General features: G+C 38.3%; 20 protein-coding genes and 1 pseudogene. 7 read left to right on the top strand and 14 right to left on the bottom strand.

What is annotated here, in order from left to right; all coding sequences use genetic code 11:
• Positions 1-83: 83 nt before the first annotated feature.
• From BABA_RS03450 to dctA, 5 genes and pseudogenes are all read right to left on the bottom strand, one after another.
• Positions 84-1,181, bottom strand: a complete 1,098-nt coding sequence (locus BABA_RS03450) for an L-dopachrome tautomerase-related protein (RefSeq protein ID WP_007083741.1) — start codon at positions 1,179-1,181, stop codon at positions 84-86.
• Between the two features lie 486 nt (positions 1,182-1,667).
• Positions 1,668-1,988, bottom strand: a pseudogene (locus tag BABA_RS03445) (FMN-binding negative transcriptional regulator); the annotation flags it as partial.
• A 93-nt stretch (positions 1,989-2,081) separates the two neighbouring features.
• On the bottom strand, positions 2,082-2,279 hold the full coding sequence (locus tag BABA_RS03440; RefSeq protein ID WP_007083739.1) for a hypothetical protein: 198 nt from the start codon (positions 2,277-2,279) through the stop codon (positions 2,082-2,084).
• Between the two features lie 228 nt (positions 2,280-2,507).
• Positions 2,508-3,869 (bottom strand): dipeptidase, encoded by a 1,362-nt coding sequence (locus tag BABA_RS03435; RefSeq protein WP_007083738.1) that lies wholly within the window; start codon positions 3,867-3,869, stop codon positions 2,508-2,510.
• Positions 3,870-4,043: 174 nt separating this feature from the next.
• Positions 4,044-5,294, bottom strand: coding sequence for a C4-dicarboxylate transporter DctA (gene dctA, locus BABA_RS03430; RefSeq protein WP_007083737.1), 1,251 nt, complete (start codon positions 5,292-5,294; stop codon positions 4,044-4,046).
• Positions 5,295-5,533: 239 nt separating this feature from the next.
• Here dctA and dcuS point away from each other — a divergent pair, with 239 nt between their 5' ends.
• Both dcuS and BABA_RS03420 read left to right on the top strand, forming a co-directional pair.
• The gene (dcuS, locus tag BABA_RS03425) at positions 5,534-7,144 is read left to right on the top strand and encodes a DcuS/MalK family sensor histidine kinase (protein ID WP_007083736.1); all 1,611 of its coding nucleotides are present in this window, start codon (positions 5,534-5,536) and stop codon (positions 7,142-7,144) included.
• Positions 7,137-7,850, top strand: coding sequence for a response regulator (locus BABA_RS03420; protein WP_007083735.1), 714 nt, complete (start codon positions 7,137-7,139; stop codon positions 7,848-7,850). Before dcuS ends, BABA_RS03420 begins: the two co-directional genes overlap by 8 nt.
• Before the next feature lie 85 nt (positions 7,851-7,935).
• Here BABA_RS03420 and BABA_RS03415 read toward each other — a convergent pair whose 3' ends face one another.
• Positions 7,936-8,481, bottom strand: coding sequence for a GNAT family N-acetyltransferase (locus BABA_RS03415; RefSeq protein ID WP_007083734.1), 546 nt, complete (start codon positions 8,479-8,481; stop codon positions 7,936-7,938).
• A 244-nt stretch (positions 8,482-8,725) separates the two neighbouring features.
• On the opposite strand from BABA_RS03415, the gene BABA_RS03410 reads away from it, so the two are divergent.
• A complete protein-coding gene (locus BABA_RS03410; RefSeq protein ID WP_007083733.1) occupies positions 8,726-9,022 on the top strand; it encodes a DUF3243 domain-containing protein in 297 nt (98 codons plus the stop codon).
• 86 nt (positions 9,023-9,108) lie between these two features.
• Here the strand turns inward: BABA_RS03410 and BABA_RS03405 are convergent, their stop codons facing one another.
• Both BABA_RS03405 and BABA_RS03400 read right to left on the bottom strand, forming a co-directional pair.
• On the bottom strand, positions 9,109-9,336 hold the full coding sequence (locus tag BABA_RS03405; RefSeq protein ID WP_007083732.1) for a hypothetical protein: 228 nt from the start codon (positions 9,334-9,336) through the stop codon (positions 9,109-9,111).
• A gap of 184 nt (positions 9,337-9,520) precedes the next feature.
• A complete protein-coding gene (locus BABA_RS03400) occupies positions 9,521-9,967 on the bottom strand; it encodes a GNAT family N-acetyltransferase (RefSeq protein WP_007083731.1) in 447 nt (148 codons plus the stop codon).
• Positions 9,968-10,105: 138 nt separating this feature from the next.
• Between BABA_RS03400 and BABA_RS03395 the strand changes: the two genes are divergently transcribed.
• A complete protein-coding gene (locus tag BABA_RS03395) occupies positions 10,106-10,522 on the top strand; it encodes a DUF1284 domain-containing protein (protein ID WP_007083730.1) in 417 nt (138 codons plus the stop codon).
• Between the two features lie 321 nt (positions 10,523-10,843).
• Here BABA_RS03395 and BABA_RS03390 read toward each other — a convergent pair whose 3' ends face one another.
• On the bottom strand, positions 10,844-13,006 hold the full coding sequence (locus tag BABA_RS03390) for a PQQ-dependent dehydrogenase, methanol/ethanol family (RefSeq protein WP_157273093.1): 2,163 nt from the start codon (positions 13,004-13,006) through the stop codon (positions 10,844-10,846).
• 229 nt (positions 13,007-13,235) lie between these two features.
• On the opposite strand from BABA_RS03390, the gene BABA_RS03385 reads away from it, so the two are divergent.
• Entirely contained in the window at positions 13,236-13,859 is a 624-nt protein-coding gene (locus tag BABA_RS03385) for a TetR/AcrR family transcriptional regulator (RefSeq protein ID WP_007083728.1), read from the top strand.
• Positions 13,860-13,904: 45 nt separating this feature from the next.
• Here the strand turns inward: BABA_RS03385 and BABA_RS03380 are convergent, their stop codons facing one another.
• From BABA_RS03380 to BABA_RS26330, 4 genes are all read right to left on the bottom strand, one after another.
• Positions 13,905-14,387 carry a sigma-70 family RNA polymerase sigma factor gene (locus tag BABA_RS03380; protein ID WP_007083727.1) on the bottom strand — a complete coding sequence of 161 codons (483 nt, stop codon included), beginning with the start codon at positions 14,385-14,387 and terminating at the stop codon, positions 13,905-13,907.
• Positions 14,388-14,813: 426 nt separating this feature from the next.
• Entirely contained in the window at positions 14,814-15,521 is a 708-nt protein-coding gene (locus BABA_RS03375; RefSeq protein WP_007083726.1) for a DNA alkylation repair protein, read from the bottom strand.
• A 23-nt stretch (positions 15,522-15,544) separates the two neighbouring features.
• Positions 15,545-15,922, bottom strand: coding sequence for a hotdog domain-containing protein (locus BABA_RS03370; RefSeq protein WP_007083725.1), 378 nt, complete (start codon positions 15,920-15,922; stop codon positions 15,545-15,547).
• Between the two features lie 79 nt (positions 15,923-16,001).
• Positions 16,002-16,985, bottom strand: a complete 984-nt coding sequence (locus tag BABA_RS26330; RefSeq protein ID WP_007083724.1) for an MBL fold metallo-hydrolase — start codon at positions 16,983-16,985, stop codon at positions 16,002-16,004.
• A gap of 466 nt (positions 16,986-17,451) precedes the next feature.
• Here BABA_RS26330 and BABA_RS03360 point away from each other — a divergent pair, with 466 nt between their 5' ends.
• Positions 17,452-17,733, top strand: a complete 282-nt coding sequence (locus tag BABA_RS03360) for a CD3324 family protein (RefSeq protein WP_007083723.1) — start codon at positions 17,452-17,454, stop codon at positions 17,731-17,733.
• 126 nt (positions 17,734-17,859) lie between these two features.
• Complete coding sequence (locus tag BABA_RS03355; protein WP_007083722.1) at positions 17,860-18,516, top strand: FusB/FusC family EF-G-binding protein; 657 nt, start codon at positions 17,860-17,862, stop codon at positions 18,514-18,516.
• 91 nt (positions 18,517-18,607) lie between these two features.
• Here the strand turns inward: BABA_RS03355 and BABA_RS03350 are convergent, their stop codons facing one another.
• Positions 18,608-18,742: a BA3454 family stress response protein gene (locus BABA_RS03350; protein ID WP_007083721.1), complete on the bottom strand. Its 135-nt coding sequence runs from the start codon at positions 18,740-18,742 to the stop codon at positions 18,608-18,610.
• Between the last annotated feature and the right edge of the window lie 102 nt (positions 18,743-18,844).

Raw genomic sequence — 18,844 nt, 5'->3', positions numbered from 1 at the left:
CAGAAGTAAATAAAGTTAATACTTCTTGCTTACTCGTGTTTGTTTTACACTATATAATGAAAACAATTAATTGACTATTTTTATTATGAAAAGGTCGGAGCAGGAAATTCATCAATTTTGATACGAAGTAAACTATAAGGTTTTTGTCGCAGGTCTTTACCATAATGAAATCTTGCCTGCCGATGTAATTGGTTCACAATGACATATAAGTATTCATCCGGACCAATCGAAAAAGTATCCGGCCATAAAATTCTCGGATCATGTGCGATGGTTTCCATTGTGCCATTCGGCAATATCTTTCGAATACTGTTGTTCTCATAATCTCCAGCATAAACGGCCCCTATTGCATCTGTACTCATTCCATCAGACGCACCTTTTTCTCCCCAATACTCCACATGATAAGGTAAATCCATGTCCGGTATCATTCTGTCTCTAAGGGCTTCTGTTGAGATCGAGAACAAATGACGACTGGTTAGTGGAGCAAAAAATAATATCTTTCCATTGGGAGAAATCGCAAGACTATCAGACGCCAATCTAAATGGAGAAGTTGAACCGTCTTTGTTTCGATTCATTAAAATTTGACCTTCTACTTTCGGTAAAAAGTAGGGATCGGGTGAAGTTGAATTTGCCCCATTTAACCGTCTAAACGCGTTTCCATTTGATAAATCTACGACGATAATAGCTCCTGGTCCTCTTGAAGAAGAATCCGTTATATAGGCATAACCTGCTTTTCCAACACGAAAATCAAAACGGACATCATTCAGATAAGTTGTAGGCAGGACAACATCTTCTGTAAAGGTATATACTTTTCTTATTGTATTGGTTTCTAAATCAACAGCGACTAATTTTGCCCCCCTTTTAATAGGTTTAGAAAAATTGGGTGCCGCTGTATCTAATATCCAAAGCGTTCCCCTTCCATCAGCAACTACACTTTGGACACTGATGAAAGTCATTGTGATATTCTCGGGGTTAACCAAATTGGTTTGTAAATTAGGATAAGGCTGCAATTTATCCTCAACAATTTCCGCCACCGTAAATTTAACATCGTCTCCCCATTTCGGAAAGCAAATGAAAATACGACCGGTTTCTGAAACAGTAACACCTGTAGGCATAGCCCCATAAAATGCATAAACTAGTTCTAAATTACCGAAATATTTTTCACTAGGTAACATAGGTTTCATAATATCCTCCTCAAGCATTCAAACGGGATATCTACTATATATGATTTATATTTTTTCTAGTGCATGTTTCTTAATAAGTTTTTCTATACGAAAAGATGATTGAATTGATTGTTTTCGAAATTTAATAAGTCTGTCAGAAGAAAGGAAACATTTTAATTTAAAGGTCTCCAGATGAAGTAGAATTCAATTAGCAGGTAGCGAAGTTCAATATTCCCGAATCAACGTTAAGCTGTTATAAATAAAAATTGGGGAAATTTGCTTTTTTAACTTTGTGAAGAAATGTACTTAAGCTAAACTGCCCCGTTAGTCCAATAGGCATGACTTTCAAAAATCTGTATAAATATTAGTGTTTATACAGATTTCCATGAGAAATGACTCATAAAGATTTATTAAACATACTGCAAAACATACATCAATAAATACCTAGCTGGGTTTCTAAAGTTGGATTTGCAAAATATCCTCCAAAGTAACAGAATAAAAGTGGGCTTATATGTGTTTTTTTAATCTCTTTTCCATCTGTTCTGCCATTTGTTTAGAATTTGGATTTCCTTCATTTTGTAATTTATCAATGATGTTACTATAACCCGTTTCATTTCGATTCTGACTTAATTTATATGCAGCCTGAATTTCACCCACCTTAATCTTAAATCCCACTATTCCTTTCAGTTCACTTTCTAATAGATTAGGAGAAAGTTTATACCATACAACAGGATTTTCATGATTTTCTTCATATTTTTCCAGCATGATTGTTATTTCTTCTATTAATTCATCTTTCTCTAAAATGCTTGCCTTACCATATACATGGACAAATGGTATCATCTAGTGTGTGATGATACCATTTTCATTTTTACTTGGATGTAATTTGACTTTCGCCAAGCAGAAACACGCATCCTTATCGTGTTAAACGCTTTTGCGTTCTTTTTTTATCTGGTTACGTGTTACCATTAAACAAGTTAATCCCGCAGTTAACGAGGGTGGAATACTTACCAAGAGGTAATTCCATTTTCCAGTAAACAATGATAGGCAGAAAAAAAGAACTGGAAAACCAATTAATACAATTAACGAAGCATATAATCCATATTTTGTACCTTTTTTCATTTTGACCCTCCATTTAGATATTTAAATTGTTCAATCAAACGACCGATGGCTATTTAGCATATATTTTTATTTTAACATATATATCCAAATGCCAAGATTTAATTTGGTGATTATTGACATAACGTTCACCACTACCTTTGGTCAAAGACATTGTTTATGTCTTCAGAGGACAATGATATATGATCACAAAAAGAGGGATGCTGTGCGCTCCCTCCTTTGCCTATCAATTTAGATCAGTTCTAAAAAGGAACAAATCGTTAAGATACCTTTATCAAAGTTTTCCAAGTTAAAATGTTCATTCGGAGCATGAAGATTTTCATCTGGCAAACCGAATCCCATTAAGACAACAGGAGCATGGAGGACTTGATTGAAATCCGATACAATTGGAATCGAGCCCCCTTCTCTTTTGTAAACAGGTGTTTTCCCATAAACCTGTTCATATGCTTCGGCCGCTTTTTGCATCATCGGACTGTCGATCGGCGTTAAGAACGGATTACCTGTATCTTGAAGCGTCACTTTTACTGCGCATCCTTTTGGTGCCTGTTCTTCCAAATGCTTTTTAATCAACCCCTGAATCTTTTCAGGGTTTTGATTGTGAACCAGACGGCAGGTGATTTTTGCATGTGCTTCGTTTGGTATGACCGTTTTTGTCCCTTCCCCCTGGAATCCACCCCATAAACCGTTTATTTCTACCGTTGGCCGGGAACTAATTTTTTCAGGATAAGGAATATTGTTTTCCCCTCCCGTTAATTCCGTTAACCCTAATGATTTCTTTAGCTTTTCTTCATCAAAGCCTAGTGCTTTGATTTGTTCCTTTTCCAATTCGGTCAGTTCCACTACATCATCATAAAAATGTTCAACCTTTACTTTTCCATTTTCGTCATGAAGGCTAGAAAGCAGCTGTATCAATAAATGGTTGGCGTTCTGGACTCCCCCGCCGAACATGCCGGAGTGCAGATCAGAATTTGCCGTTTTAAGGGAAACTTCCAATGCACACAGACCTCTTAAAGAATAAGTAATAGCTGGGACTCCTCTTTCCCACATATCAGAATCGGAGATTACCACCACATCACAGGCTAATTTTTCTTTATTTTCGGATAAAAACTTCGGAAGATGAGGACTTCCGATTTCTTCTTCTCCTTCGATGCAAAATTTTACGTTTACTGGCAACTTTCCATCGGATGCCAACAAGGTTTCCACTGCTTTGATATGTAAGAACGTCTGCCCTTTATCGTCTGTTGCCCCTCTGGCAAAAATCTTCTCATCACGAATGTCCGGTTCAAATGGAGGAGTTTCCCATAAATCAATGGGGTCAACAGGCTGCACATCATAATGACCGTATACTAGGACAGTGGGGGCATTTTCCTGATGAAGCCAGTCTGCATAAATAATCGGATGACCTTTTGTCTGTACGATTTCAACATGTTCCATTCCAATGTTTTTTAACTTAGTGGCGATCCATGATGCTGCTTGTTCGATGTCCTTTTTATGCTCTGATAAGGAACTTATGCTAGGAATACGGAGTAATTCTTTTAATTCCTCAACATTTTGAAGATGATGCTTGGATACAAATTCTGATATTTTACTCATGTTCTCACCTATTCTGTTATATTTTCTATTCTATTTTACACAAATAATAAGGAAATAATATACACCCAGCGCTGAAAAAGGGAAAGAAACGAAAAAAGGACCAGACAACACTGTAATTTTTAAAAATTACAGTGTTGTCTGACCCACTATTCAGAGCTTTTGTGCTATTTTGAATTAGGCACCCATTTTCTCCTCAACAACTTCTTGGACAGGTTTAAACTCCCCTTCTGTCTTAGAAATGATAACTGTAGCAACACCATTACCAATAAGATTCGTGATTGCACGCGCCTCTGACATAAAGCGATCAACACCAAGGATCAGAGCCATTCCAGCTACCGGAATCGACGGGAATACCGTTAATGTTGCGGCCAGTGTTACAAAGCCTGACCCTGTGACGCCAGCAGCACCTTTCGATGTCAGCATCAACACTCCAAGAAGTGTAATCTGCTGCCAAATGCTAAGATCCACACCATAGGCCTGGGCAATAAACAATGCCGCCATTGAGAGATAGATGGAAGTTCCGTCCAAATTGAAGGAATATCCGGTTGGCAGCACAAGTCCCACTACTGGTTTCGAGCAGCCATATTTCTCAAGCTTTTCCATCATACTAGGCAGTGCTGCTTCAGAAGATGATGTACCGATGACAAGAAGGATTTCTTCTTTTATATAAGCAATAAATTTAAAGATACTGAAGCCAAACATTTTAGCAATTCCACCAAGAACCAGGATAATAAAGATGGCCATTGTAATATAAACAGAGCCCATCAGTTTTCCAAGATAGAGAAGCGACCCAATTCCAAAGTTTCCAATTGTATAGGCCATCGCACCGAAAGCAGCCAATGGAGAAACCTTCATAATGATATTGACAATACCGAAGAACACTTCGGTTACTTTTTCAAAAAACTCAATGACTGGTTTCCCCTTCTTGCCTAAGTGGGCCAGTGAGATTCCAAACAATACGGCAAGCAGCAGCACCGGCAGAAGCTGGCCATTCGTGAATGCACCCAGGAAGCTATCAGGTATGATGGAAAGAATAAAGTCCATGAATCCATGGCTTGTTTCCTCAGCCGCCTTCGTATACTGGGTGATATCCCCTTCTCCCGCCTTTGCATCAATGCCTTTACCTGGTTTTAGGACATTGGCAACAATGATCCCGATAGCCAAAGCAATCGTTGAGACAATTTCAAAGTAAAGTAACGCTTTACCGCCAATTTTGCCAACTTTCTTTAAATCCCCCATTCCTGCAATCCCAATAACGATGGTAAGGAATATAATAGGGGCTATCACCATTTTCACCAACTTAATAAACATATCAGCAATCACCTTTAGCTGTGAGCCAATATCAGGAAACACAAAACCAACCAATATCCCCAGTATAATCCCAATAATCACCTGAGTAGTAAGACTCTTAAACCTAATTTTCATACGCCTTCCTCCTATTTAATGTTCTTTTGTAAACGATTTCAATTTTTGGATTTATCAATATGTTACAATTTTGTGAAAAGTAAATATAGTTAATGAAACTTTAAAAATTGTTTTGTAATTAAAGTAAGCAGAGATATAGTTGAAAACAGTTCTTTATTTTAAAGCCATTTCATTTTATAGTGAGAAAGAGTAATCATTCTTTCGTTCGAATAGCAGCAAGTATTTTTCGGAGGTTTTTTGTGGACAATCGACGATTCAAGTTTAAATTAAGTTCGATCATTATTTTCTTCGTGTGTTTAGTCGTTCTTGCATCACTTCTAATCACTGATTTATTTATTAGTAAAAATGTTAGTAATAGTATTAAAAAAAATCATCAGGAGAAGGCACAGATTGTGTCGAGGACAGTTGCCAAGTCAACTATAGTCATTGATACATTAGTGGACGGCCAAAACACTCAGGCCATTCAAGAGTATACGAAGGATATTCAATCTGCCACAAACGTTTTGTTTGTTGTCGTCATGGATATGAACGGGATTCGCAAGTCGCATCCCAATCCGAAGGAAATCGGCAAGCATTTTGTTGGCGGGGATGAATTGCCAGCACTTATGGGGAAAGAGTATGTTTCAATCTCACATGGGACTCTAGGGGAATCCGTTAGGGCCTTTACGCCCATTTATAATAAGGCAAACGAACAAATTGGCGTGGCTGCAGTCGGCATTTCCCTTAAAGATGTAAAAATATCTCTGGGCCGAAGCCAGCGGAGCATTCTGATTGTAACCGTTTTGGGCTTAACGATTGGGGTGATTGGCGCTATTATTCTTGCAAGATATATTAAAAGAATCTTGCTAGGCCTTGAACCCTTTGCGATTGCAAAGATCCATGTGGAAAGAAGTGCCATGCTTCAGTCTGTTCATGAGGGAATTATTGCGGTTGATCGTGGTTCCACCATCACCTTGGTAAATAAGTCGGCATTACTCATCTTTAAAAAGGCTGGTCTTTCCCAACATCCAGTAGGCATGAAAATTTATGATTATATGCCTTCCACCACATTGGATCAAGTGATGCAAACAGGAAAACCCGAACTCGATGTAGAACAGAAAATAAATGGTGTTTCCATCCTCTTCAATAGGGTTCCGGTTGTAGTCAATGGTCAGGTGGTCGGAGCGATTTCAACTTTCAGGGACAAGACCGACGTCAACCAATTGGCTGAACAGTTAACTGGTGTAAGAACATATGCCGATGCCCTTCGCGCCCAATCGCACGAGTTTATGAATCGCCTTCATGTGATCCTTGGTATGGTCCAAATGAAATTTTACGATGAACTATCAGACTTTATTCATACATTGGTAGACTTTCGAAATCAGGAATATGGAAACATCACTCAGCATTTCAAGGATCCAGTTGTCGGTGGATTTATCATGGGAAAATTATCGTATGCTAGGGAAGAAAATGTTGAATTGTCAATCAATTGTGCAACTGTTATTCCTGAGCCGGCAGATCAAAAGACGACGTATGAGCTAATGACCATTCTAGGAAATTTGATTGATAACGCGATTGAGGCATTGGCCGATAGTCTTGAAAAAACGCTAGAATTGAATATTACATATGCTGATGGATGGTTAACAATTGAGGTTCTCGATTCCGGACCTGGAATTTCTGATAAGCTGCAGAAGAGAATTTTTGAAAAAGGTTTCTCAACAAAAGGGGAAAATAGAGGGTTTGGCCTTTATTTAACTGCAAATGCCATTCACAACCTCGGTGGAGAAATAACGATTGATTCAAAACTATTACTTGGGACTGAATTTCATATAAGAATACCTTATGAAGCAAAGAGGTGGGAAAATGATTAAGATCCTAATTGTCGAAGATGATCCAATGGTTGCTGAATTTAATAAGCGCTTCCTCCAAGAAGTGAAAGGATTCAATCTATCAGGAATCGTCCATACCGTAAAGGATGCTAAGGATTATCTTCATACCGCAGAGGTTGATCTTATTCTACTTGATGTATATATGCCTGGTGCAACTGGGCTTGAACTGCTAAAGTTTATTAGAGAACAAAACAAGAAAACCGATGTAATCTTGATTACAGCCGCAGCTGACAAAGAAAAAATTCAAACTGCCCTAAGATATGGGGCTGTCGACTATTTAATCAAACCGTTCGAGTTTGACAGGTTTTATCAGGCCTTGATGCGGTACAAGGTTACATACAATTTTTTCTCCAGTATCGAAATACTAAAGCAGGAAGAATTGGATGAACAGATTCTTAGCACTGGTCAAAAACAAGCCGAAGAATCCCTATATAATCTGCCCAAAGGTTTAACCAGCAGCACCCTGCAGTCTGTCATCCATGTCATAAAGTCAAAAGGAAATAGCCAGTTTTCAACTGATGAGATCTCCGAGGCTACCCTTATTTCAAGAGTGTCGATCCGAAAATATTTGAAATTCCTGACCACTCTTGGCGTCCTCGAAGAAACATTGACATATGGGATTGGGAGACCCGTTAATTTGTATACACTGAAGGCAGACAAGCTGGGTAAAGTGAATAGATTTCTTTAAAATCGCTTTAAAAGGATCAGACCCCCAGCGCGCTAAAGCGTTAGCATGTCGGGGGCCTGACCATAGAGCCTAGTTCGAACTATGCTCATTCATGAAATCTTCCCATAACAACTGTGTTGTAATATTGCCCGTCGGAAAGGACTTTGTCATTTTGTAGGATGCCTTCAGTTTTAAAACCCAATTTTTTATATAGGTTTATCGCTTTTTCATTTGTTTCAAGAACATTTAAGGTTACTTTTTTAATTCCGTTTGATTCAGCCCAGGCAATGGACTCTTTTAAAAGGTTTTTGCCAATGCCGTAGCCCCAATAATCTTTTAAGACACCCACTCCAAATTCTGCTTTGTGAGCAAATCGTTTTAATAGATTTCCTTCACATCTTGAAAATCCGACAATCCTGTCATGAACCGCCGCAACTAAAAAAAGGTTCTTCTTATTTTCTGTATCTGATTTGATTAATTCTTCAAAACCTTGTACATCTATGAATGCCTCGCCTTTTTCTCTGTCGAGGTTTTCAGTTTCTCCATCAATCTGTAATCTGATTTCCGACAAAACCTTTGCATCTTTATGTATAGCAGATCTAATTATATAGGTCGTCCCGTTAACAATAAATTCTTGTTGGTTTATTTTCATCGAATACTCCACCTCACCATTTATTAGTTCCCCCATCTCAAAATAGAAAACAGCTTGTTTGAACATCACCTCGATTGATTCTAGCAAATTGGTATAAGAATGAAAATGAGCGCTAATCTTTGTTATTGAATCGCGCCCTTTATATCCAAAGTCCCGAAATCAGGTTTTATCTACTTAGACACAGGGTAAGTATAGAGTAGCACATCAAATTAAAGACGAACAATCCAAACGAGGAGTGATTTACATGGATAAGCAGTTACAGGATCAAGAAATAGCTAATCATATTTACAAGAACGGTGATGCTTTAACTAGTTTTGATGATTTTAGGGAATACCTGAGTGGCAAAGTTGATTTGGGTATAAAACTAGGTATGGATGAGGAGCAATTAGCCAATTCTGCGCAAAAAGTGGCTGATTATTTAGCGGTTCAGCAGTCCCCGAAAAATTCTGAGGAGCGATTATTACAAGAGCTGTGGAAAGTAGGTACGGAGGAAGAGCAGCACAAGTTGGCACATATGCTTGTACGATTGGTACAGGAATAATGATATAGTAGTCCTCGGAAACTAACCTATCCGTAAATGAATAGGTTAGTTTTTTCTATGTATTTGTATTTACTGCGAACAGAAATCTAGATTCTTTTTTTGACATCTTCCCTAATTGATTCCACAATTTCCTCAGGTACATTCGCTGGAAATGAGGTACCCTCCTCAAAAACCCACGAATTGATGATTTCAAGGTCTGCTTTTTTAAATGTTATGCTATACGATTTATGATTGTAGGTAAATTCTGCAGTCACATATTCCTCTACGGCAAAATCATCATCGATCATCATGTTAGTTATTTTATAATGTCCCATCGAACTCATCTCCTTTTTCTTATCAACTCCCTTTATAGTTTGCCTAAAATCAATGTTTATTCACTTTCGGAAGGCCGATGCTGTTTTTGCTTAGTAGGAACTAGGATACTCACCTTCTATCTTTTGTTGTATCAATACTAATTAATGTAAATACATACCAGTAAGAGCGTAAATTTTATGATTATTACAAATTTAATTCCAACCATTCATCAGTTTCTTTAAAGCCAAACTTTTTATATACTGGTCTACCTAATTTCGAAGCTCCAAGCCAGATTTTTGAAATGTCTAAGTTTTTAGCTTCATCAACTAACTTAAGCAACAATTTAGTTGCGATTCCTTGTCCACGATACTTCTCTTTCGTATACATATTGGTGACATAAGCCTTTTTTCCACTCTTATTGGTATACGATGGAGGGAATTCGTAAACAATTATTGCACCACAAGCAATAATTTCTTCATTCTCTTCTACTAACCACTGAATTAAAGAAGCATCACGTAGTTTATTTTTAAAGAAAACTGTAAGTTCCATATCGATGTCAATATTAGGTTCGATCCCCTCATCCATTAATTGCTTTTTTCTTAAATCAATTAATATATCAATGTCATCGATAATTGCTTTACGATATTTCAACTTCTCACCACTCCTTAAAATTAGCAATCCATTTAACAAACAAATAGAAAGACTGATATGGTATCATTAGTCATATAGATGTTAACCAAATTTCATTTTTAGTTTACTTTTAAAGATAAGACATACTGGGGGAGAATAATGTATAAGCTGCGAGGTCATCATCTTTTTTGCCTTCTAGGCTATCGGGGAATGGGCTATTCTCAAGAATACGTGGAAAATATGACGCGTTTGCATCAAACCTTGAGAAACGACCCAAAAACGTTAATTCTGCTTGTAAGTGGACCGGATCAGTTGTGTGAAAAGTACCCTAATTCAGGTGAATATCATTGCCAAGACGACCAGATTTTTGACAGAGATGCCAATATTTTAGAAAAAATGAACCTTAAAATCGGACAAATTCTTAGGTGGGAGGAAATAGAATCCCGTATCCGAAAACAAGTCATCCCCACCGATATTCAAGTGGTCTGTGAAACATGTTCTTGGCGTTCTTATGGGGTTTGCGAGGAAGGGATTCGCGAGATTCATGATGGCAAGGGCTTAAGAGAAATTCAATAAGCCACTATCTATTTTGCTCCAAAACGCTGAATGAATACTAGCAAAATGGTCTTCATCATGCTAATGAAGACCAAAACCCGCAAATGCCTACAGGGACACGGATGGTTCTTTTGGCCTTTTTAATTTCTTTTACTTATCCAAAAATCCAGTAGAACCGTCCCCTTGATCCCAAGATTGATAGACTTTTATTATGTATTTATTAAAAGAAGAACCATTGTCTCAACTGTAATATATCATGAGTATCCCCATAACAAAAGTGAGTTCCTCCCTCGGTCTCTAAAAAAACTGACCAGTAATTATTACTGGTCAGCCTTTTTTAATCTATTCTTGTTTTTTTGCTACAACTTCCGTGATATAGGCGGTAACATCTTTTATCTGTTTCTCTGTTAAAAGATCTCCAAAAGCAGGCATCGTCTTTCCGCCCTTTTTCACCCTCTCCGTTACCTTCTCGGCATCCTTCGCTACTTGGCTAAGCTGTAAATCAGGCCCGTTATGTCCCCCAGTTCCTTCTCTTCCGTGACAGGCCAGACAATTTCCTTCAAAGACCTTCTGACCATCATCGACATTTGCCGTTGCTGCCACAGCACCGTTGTCCTTCGTGCCATTTTGATTATCGGCAACTGGAGTCGTTCCTGATTCAATTGTACCGTCCAAGGCAAATGTCCATAAGGAATCTCCATGCTTCGTTCCAGCAAGAGAATTTCCAGCCACAAGGACAGAAATATATTGTTTTCCATCGACCTCATAGGCGATTGGCGCGGCATTCACACCGGCATCTGTCATAAACTCCCATACCTGATCACCCGTTTTGGCATCATAGGCAATTAATCTGCCATCATTATGACCGACAAACACGAGACCACCCTTCGTCGTTAAAACACCGCTATAGGCACTATCATCCCATACCTTTTGCCAGGCTATTTTATTTGTTTTCACATCGATTGCTGTCACTGTGCCTCTTCTTGGCGAATCATCTACAGGCGCGATGATACTTCCAAGATACACACTTCCTTCTTCAAATTCTTCCTCACTTCTGGTAAAAAGCTGGTACTGATCAGTAGCTACAACATAAAAATAACCAGTGTCCGGATTGTAGGCAGATGGCGGCCAATTGGCGCCTCCAGCTGCTGCTGGTTTTAATAGAAGCCGCTCTTCCCAGAAAGGATCAAAGATTTTACCAAATTTCCCCTCATATTTGGGTGCATCCTTGGCAAGGGCTACTTTTGTTACCTCTTGCGGTACAAACGCATCTCCTTTAGGAATTGGCTGAGTAGGTGAAGTTGCCTGACGTTCATCCTGCGAAACTGGCACTTCGTCAATTCCTATTAACGGCTCCCCATTCGTCCTGTCTAAAATATATACCCAGCCCGTTTTCCCAGCTTGAGCTAATCCTTTTCTCATTTTTCCATCCAACTCGACGTCAAATAAAACGACAGGATTTGGTGCATCTAAATCCCAAATATCATGGTGTACCTCTTGAAAATGCCACTTGTATTTACCCGTTTCTGCATCAATCGCCACGATCGAGGCAGCAAAAAGGTTATCCCCTTTTCGTATGCTTCCATCTAAGTCAGGAGCGGCATTCCCGGTTGAGAAATAAAGCAGTCCCGTTTCAGGATCAACGGCCGGTGTCTGCCAGACCGGCGCACCACCGCGTTTCCATGAGTCATTGTCACTTGGCCATGTTTCGTGGCCTGTTTCTCCTGGTCCCGGAATAGTATAGAATCGCCAAAGTTCCTTCCCACTTTTGGCATCAAAGGCAGTCACCCTGCCACGGGTACCAAAATCACCACCTGATATTCCTGTGTATATTTTACCGTTATAGTAAAGTGGCGCGCTTGTAATCGTATAGCCCTTTTTCCAATCATCAACAACCGTGGACCAAACTTCTTTCCCTGTTTTCTGATCTAATGCCACAATTCGGGCATCTAAAAGCCCTACATACACTAACCCATCGCCAATGGCTACACCCCGACTGGTCCAGCCGCAGCAAACGGTTGTTAATTCGTCAATTTCGGGCTTATAAATCCATAAATTTTTACCCGTTTTTACATCAAGTGCCGATACCTCATCGGCCCCTGTAATAATATACATTACCCCATTATAAACGACCGGTGATGCCTCGCCTGAATACTTAAACTCTTGTCCCGAGCCAAGGTGTGTTACCCATTTTCCTTTTAAATTTTTAACATTCGTAGTGTTGATTTCATTTAAGGTTGAATATCGTTGATTAAATGTACTGCCGCCATTAGTTATCCAATTCTCTCCTGGAAGCGTTGTCAGTTCCTTACTAGTAAAGGCCGGTGTCATAGGATCCTTTGGCACCTCTGCTTGTTGTGTTGAGGCTTTTTCAGTTCCTTTTGGATTACTGGCTGTTTGTTCGGTTTTATTGACTGAGTCCAGAAAAAAATAAAACCCGACAACAATGATCAAAAAGACCAAAAAGCCGGCAACGACAAGACCTTTGTTTTGTTGACCTTTCATTTTAATACCCGCCTTCCCCTTTTTCCCTTTTCTAGTATATTGGGAATATTTATTCATGAAATAGTACAAATATAGGAGAAATTGATTATCCACCTTTTAAAATATTCGTACTATTTATGATATAATCACTATAGCAAACTAATAAAAAGGCCCACAAGCAACAGAAGGTGAAAAAGTGTTGGGGTAATAAACAATTTAACAAAAATTGTTTACTTAAGGAGGATTTTTCATGATTGATTACAAAAATATCTCTAAAAAACAACAACATACAATAATGGATTTCTATTTCGTATTGGCGGAGCTAACCGTTAAAAACGGATATTCTTGTGTTACCATTTCAGAAATTGTGGCACACTCAGGTTATAATCGTGCAACATTTTATAAGTACTTTAAGAACAAACAAGATCTTGCCAACTCTTTCGTTACATACGTATCTCATGAGTTCTATCGGGAATGTCTTCATCCTTTCAATGAAAAAGAACAAATTAACTTCAATCGAATGAAACCACAAGAGTTAACTATTTTCCATCATATAATGAGATATTCCCATTATTATAAATTATTAATAGTAGATGACTCTATACCAAAATTGCAGGGTTCCATCATCGAAACCATTATATCAATTTTACAGCATGAACTGCTTTTCACTAATTTCGAAGATAGTTCACCGATATTTAATACGAATGCGTACTATAAAGCGTACGGTTTTTACGGTTTGATCCATGAATGGATTAAAAGTGGCTTTCAAATCTCACCAACTATACTCACGAAGGATTTATTCACTATTTTTACAACTGACAATTCTAAAGTAAATATTCAGTCTGAAGTAAGTCTCAGACCCCCAGCGCGCTAAAGGTTAGCACGATAAGGGTCTGACTATGAGTCATCCCTGTAGTTTTTAGTCCACCATTAACCTCTTTATTTTTTCTTGAGCCCCGGCACGCCAGCTTTTTACGGCGGAAACAGACACTTTCTCTAATGACGCAATCTCGCTTGTAGATAAGCAATATAGTGCCGAGTAGATGACCCACTTTGTTTGGTTAGGTGTTAGGCCCGTGCAATATGAGCGAAGCGTTTCTTCTTCTAATGGGCAGAAGGAAGAGTGATCTTCGATGACGGTCCAAAATTCTTCATTTGGATAAAGATTTCTTTCCTCGTTTTTACGGCATTTCTTCAGTTCCATGAGCAGATACCCTTTAATATAGATGTAAGCATAACTGGCAAGCTTCCCCTTCCCCGCGTCAAATCGGCGGGTGGCCTCCCAAAGGGCAATAAGCCCCAGCTGATAGAATTCCTCTTGGTCTTTATAGATGTGTAGTGAGTGAATGATTTTGAAGATCATTGGCTTGTATTGTTCGGCTAACTGTTCAAAGCTTTCCACTGGTATAACCCTTTCAGAAAGCGCGCTTTACCTTGTATTCCCGGGTACCTTTACCATAACGGGTTACGAACAGTTGAGCGAACGAGACAATTTCACTTTTGGCGGGAAAATAAGCCTTAAACTAGCAAAAACTACGTTCAAAAATGACTTTTGAACGTAGTTTTTGCTTTTTTCGATGAATTTCATATGAAATGAGGTAGAACTGTTCTATTGGATATTTTTATCTTGATTTGCGATGTTTTGTCCATTAGAACCGTTCTATTGGACATTTCCAAACGGGTTCTTGAAGTTTTGTCCTATAGAACGCTTCTATTGGACATTTCTATCTGTATACTAATATTTTTGTCCTTTAAGGTTTGAAAAATGGTATTATCACCATACTTTGCAATTGATCGGTTTTAAAGGTCGTCCCAATTTGGAACCATACTAACACCTGACATATTTTCGTTTGAAACCAAGCTTCCCTCTATCTATTTCCTTTTGAATATTTTCGGAAGCAAGCAGGATGCTGCTTTTTTTCTTGTCCCGTTTGATTTCGACTGGGCCTACTGTCTTTGCGGTTTCAAGAGCTTTATCATGAAGTGGTACATATGAAATCGCGACGGTGTAGATAAAATTATTCATAGCAGATTTGGTTCGATCAGGAGAATCATGTATCGTTTTTTCTACCTGATCGAGCATACTGGCCAACTTGGCTGCACTAAATTCACTGTCAGGGCGATTACCTAAAAGCCAGCAGTAACAGCTCCAGCCTGCCGACATTCTAAGTTCTTCCCCGCTTGCAATCCATTTATCGGCAACATCTTGCGCAATATCGGTTTCTGCTAAAGTTACCGCCACTACATAATCGGACAGCATATAAAAATATGCCGCACCGATCCAACGGTCAAAATCCGCCTCCGTCATTGCCATTGGATCCGCAATGATCCCTGCAAAATACATGGCATCGTAGTTCCCAGTGGCGTAAAGCTCCTCAGCCAAAGGCTGATTTTTCTTGATTTTCTTTGCGAGCGGCTTCATTGCGCCTGTAGCCACGCCAAAAAGCGGCTCATGTGCCCCATTGCTTATGTATATCTTTTTCATTCGTTCCTTGCTGAGTGCTTCCAGCTCCTGCATAACTATTTCGAAATTCATCGTTTTGCACTTCCTTCCTTTTTTTACAATATTACACCTGCAAAATTCCCTTTTAATACTTCTTTTTCATTCTGATTTTTACATAAAAAAGTTGCCATAATAGCTGTTCTATTATTTTCTTGCCTTTCGTATTTTTCAATTCTCACTTCGCAAATGATTGTATCCCCTGTAAACACAGGTCTTAAAAACTCAAAATTCATCGTACGAGCCAGTACATTGTGATCTCCACCAACTTTTGTTGGTAATGTAGCGGTCAGCAAACCTTGAATGACAAGTCTTCCCTGTTCATCTGGGGTTGTATGATGAATCCCTTCATCACCTGAAATCTCAATAAATAATTCCACATCCCTACCTGTAAAAGTCCTTTCAAACGTAATGATATCTCCTACTTTTAATGACATATAAATCTCCCTCCTAAAGGTTTTATACCGTATGGGTAACAATAATCTGAGTATTGCAGCGATTCAGAATAAAAATCAACTATCCATTTACAATATGAGTGTTCCAATCTTTTGGCTTTATGTTCTTTTCCATCCATTTCGCTTGTGATGCTTGGTATGGAGCCGAGGCGATTAAACGATGATTGTGCCAGTTTGCTGCGCCGGAACGAATCATTTCATCTAGGAGGATTGGAATAAATTCTTCTGGCTGAAGCTGGAAAGAGTAGCGTGCAAAATCTTGGAACCATCCACAGTTTAGTAGGTAGTGATTGATTTCTTCTTTTTCCAATCCGTTTTTCATAATTAATGTGAATGAAAAAATCCTTTTGCAGGCATGCCATGAAACTTTTTCCGGTGACTTGAGCCATTTTTCAAACCGTTCCCTTGCTGCATCAATGGCAGCCATAGGATTCTCAATTTGAGATCCGTGTCCTGAGTACGCCTTCCCGATCCGAAGCAGGGACAACCGCTCTAAACTTTCTATCGATCGTTGGATAGATGAGACACCCTCTCGAAAGATATTTAACCATCCGATATCATTTTTGTGAAAAAGATCCCCACAAATTAATATTTCTTCTTCAGGTTCATATAAAGAAATATGCCCTAGCGTATGTCCCGGTGTGTGCAAAACTTTCAGGGTTCTACTCCCTGTATCAATCTCATCGTTATCGGAGAGCTTTGTATCGACTCGATAAGGTTCTACAGGCTGATCTAACCATTCTGCACAACAGGATTCAGGGTCACAAGAATTAACTAAATCGGCCTCCCATTTATGCGCAGCAATCGTTACACCATAATTTCTTTGAAGATGATAATTGCCGCCTACATGGTCACTATGGTAATGCGTGTTTACTATAAGGTGTAACTCTTCCGGTGAAACACCTGCTTCTTTCATTAATTGCTCTGTTTCTATCGCATCACTGCCAAAACCAGTATCAACAAGGATTGGGAGCTGATCCTTAATAAGGATCATATTTGCACTTGGAAATTTCCTTTCAAAGAAAATTACACTAGATTTTTTCATAAGCCATTCCTCCTCCATTTACATGTGACATATTTTCAAATGAGTGTTTATTAAAATTGATGTAATATTCATGGAGAAAACTTCTTTCAAGGTAATCTCGTGCGATTTTATATCTTAAAAATAATAAGCTTATAGTATATTATTGCAGGAATATATAAACATTTGTAAAGTTTAATCTGCAAATTAATTACCAGTAACATCAAACTGGCCACTATGGTAAAAATTCGTTTATAATAATTTATACTCTAGTTCCAAAATATCTTACATTTCAGGAGGTGATGAGTCTTGGGAAATCAGTGTAGATTACCAGGAACTCCAGCCACTCATGCAAAGCCACGTATTGGAAAGGCGATACTTTGCATGGGGCGGACATTTATTTTAAAAAATCGCCCAGGTATGCTTTTATTTCATTTCTAATTTGCGGCTTTGCACCTTATTAATCATAAAAATAAGGGGCTGGCAAACAATGAAATACGTAAACGCAAGCAACATATTACCTGAAAAACTGATAGCGGAAATTCAAAAATATGTTCAAGGGGAAACCCTTTATATCCCCAAACTGGAAAAAACCTACCGGAAATGGGGAAGTTGTTCAGGGGCAAGAAAGTTTATTGATGAACGAAATGCCTCCATCAAACATTCATTTTCTATTGGAAAAAGCATCCACCAGTTAGCGGATGAGTATTTCCTCTCTATCGAAACCATCAAAAAAATAGTTTACACACAGAAAAAAGAAAATAGCTTTTAAGGGGTCTGACCTAGTCAGGCTTTTTTCTTATGTATTCTTTGTTTCTAAATCATCTTACCTCTATTATTAAGTGGATGCTTTTTTTAAAATATATAACAGTATCGTAAGAAAATGAGGCGACTGATCATGAATGAAAGATTTATAAAGAATGAGCAATATAATTTAATAAAACGGCAAGTGGATTTAATTAAGGATAGTTATAAAAAGAACACTGACCCAAGTGTCATTATGGCTGTCAGGGAACTGGCCATTGCACAAATTCTTGAGCTTTTTCCACATGCAGCAAAGGAACAAGTTGAAATGCTGGATCTCTCAAGGTGGAAAACGGATGCTGAATTGGATAAATACGTTCAAGAGTTAACCCGATGCATAATCCCGTTTCCCAAATTGACAGAGCAGGAAGTAAAAAAAATGTTTCCAAAAGCCAAGAAGCTAAAGGTACCAGATTTATCTACAGGTGATTTCGAGAAGATGACTTACCTAAGCTGGACTGATATCAGTACCAATAAAAAGTTTATTATATACGATCTGAATGAGAAATTGATGGGAATTGAATGTAAATACTCGATTTTAAATAAGGATAATATTTGTTCGTTCTGTAATCGTTTTGGTAAAGTAGCTTTTATTTCCACGATCACCAAAGCCAAAAAGTCCAATAACCCCGACTACTATAAAGCGATTGGAAATTATATCTGTCTAGACAGTGCTGAATGCAATAGAAGGATTACCAGCGTTGACTATTTGACCGCGTTTCTTAAGGAATCGATCCGAAAACATGCTTAAAAAAAGGTCAGATCCCCAGTACGCTAAAGCTTTAGCATTTAGGAGGTCTGTCCTTCAGCAAAGGATTGTCAAAAAAAGTAGGGGCACCCTATTATGCGCCCCATTGTTTCACAACTTGTTCTTTTGCTAAGCGCTTAATTTTTTCACAGCTCATTTCTTTATTGGCGATTACATTTGTTTGATACTTTTTATCTTTATAGTTTACTGTTACGATTACTTCAATCATCTTATTTCTCCTTTCTGAGAATATTTTTTATGAAAAAATATATATCTTAATTAAACTATTTTGACTTAGAGATATAAGGGCTATAAAATGTATTAAAAAAAG

The organism is Neobacillus bataviensis LMG 21833 (genome assembly GCF_000307875.1).
Lineage (GTDB): Bacteria > Bacillota > Bacilli > Bacillales > Cytobacillaceae > Neobacillus > Neobacillus bataviensis.
Note: the sequence above shows the minus strand (reverse complement) of the source record. Positions and strands in the feature narration are given on the sequence as shown.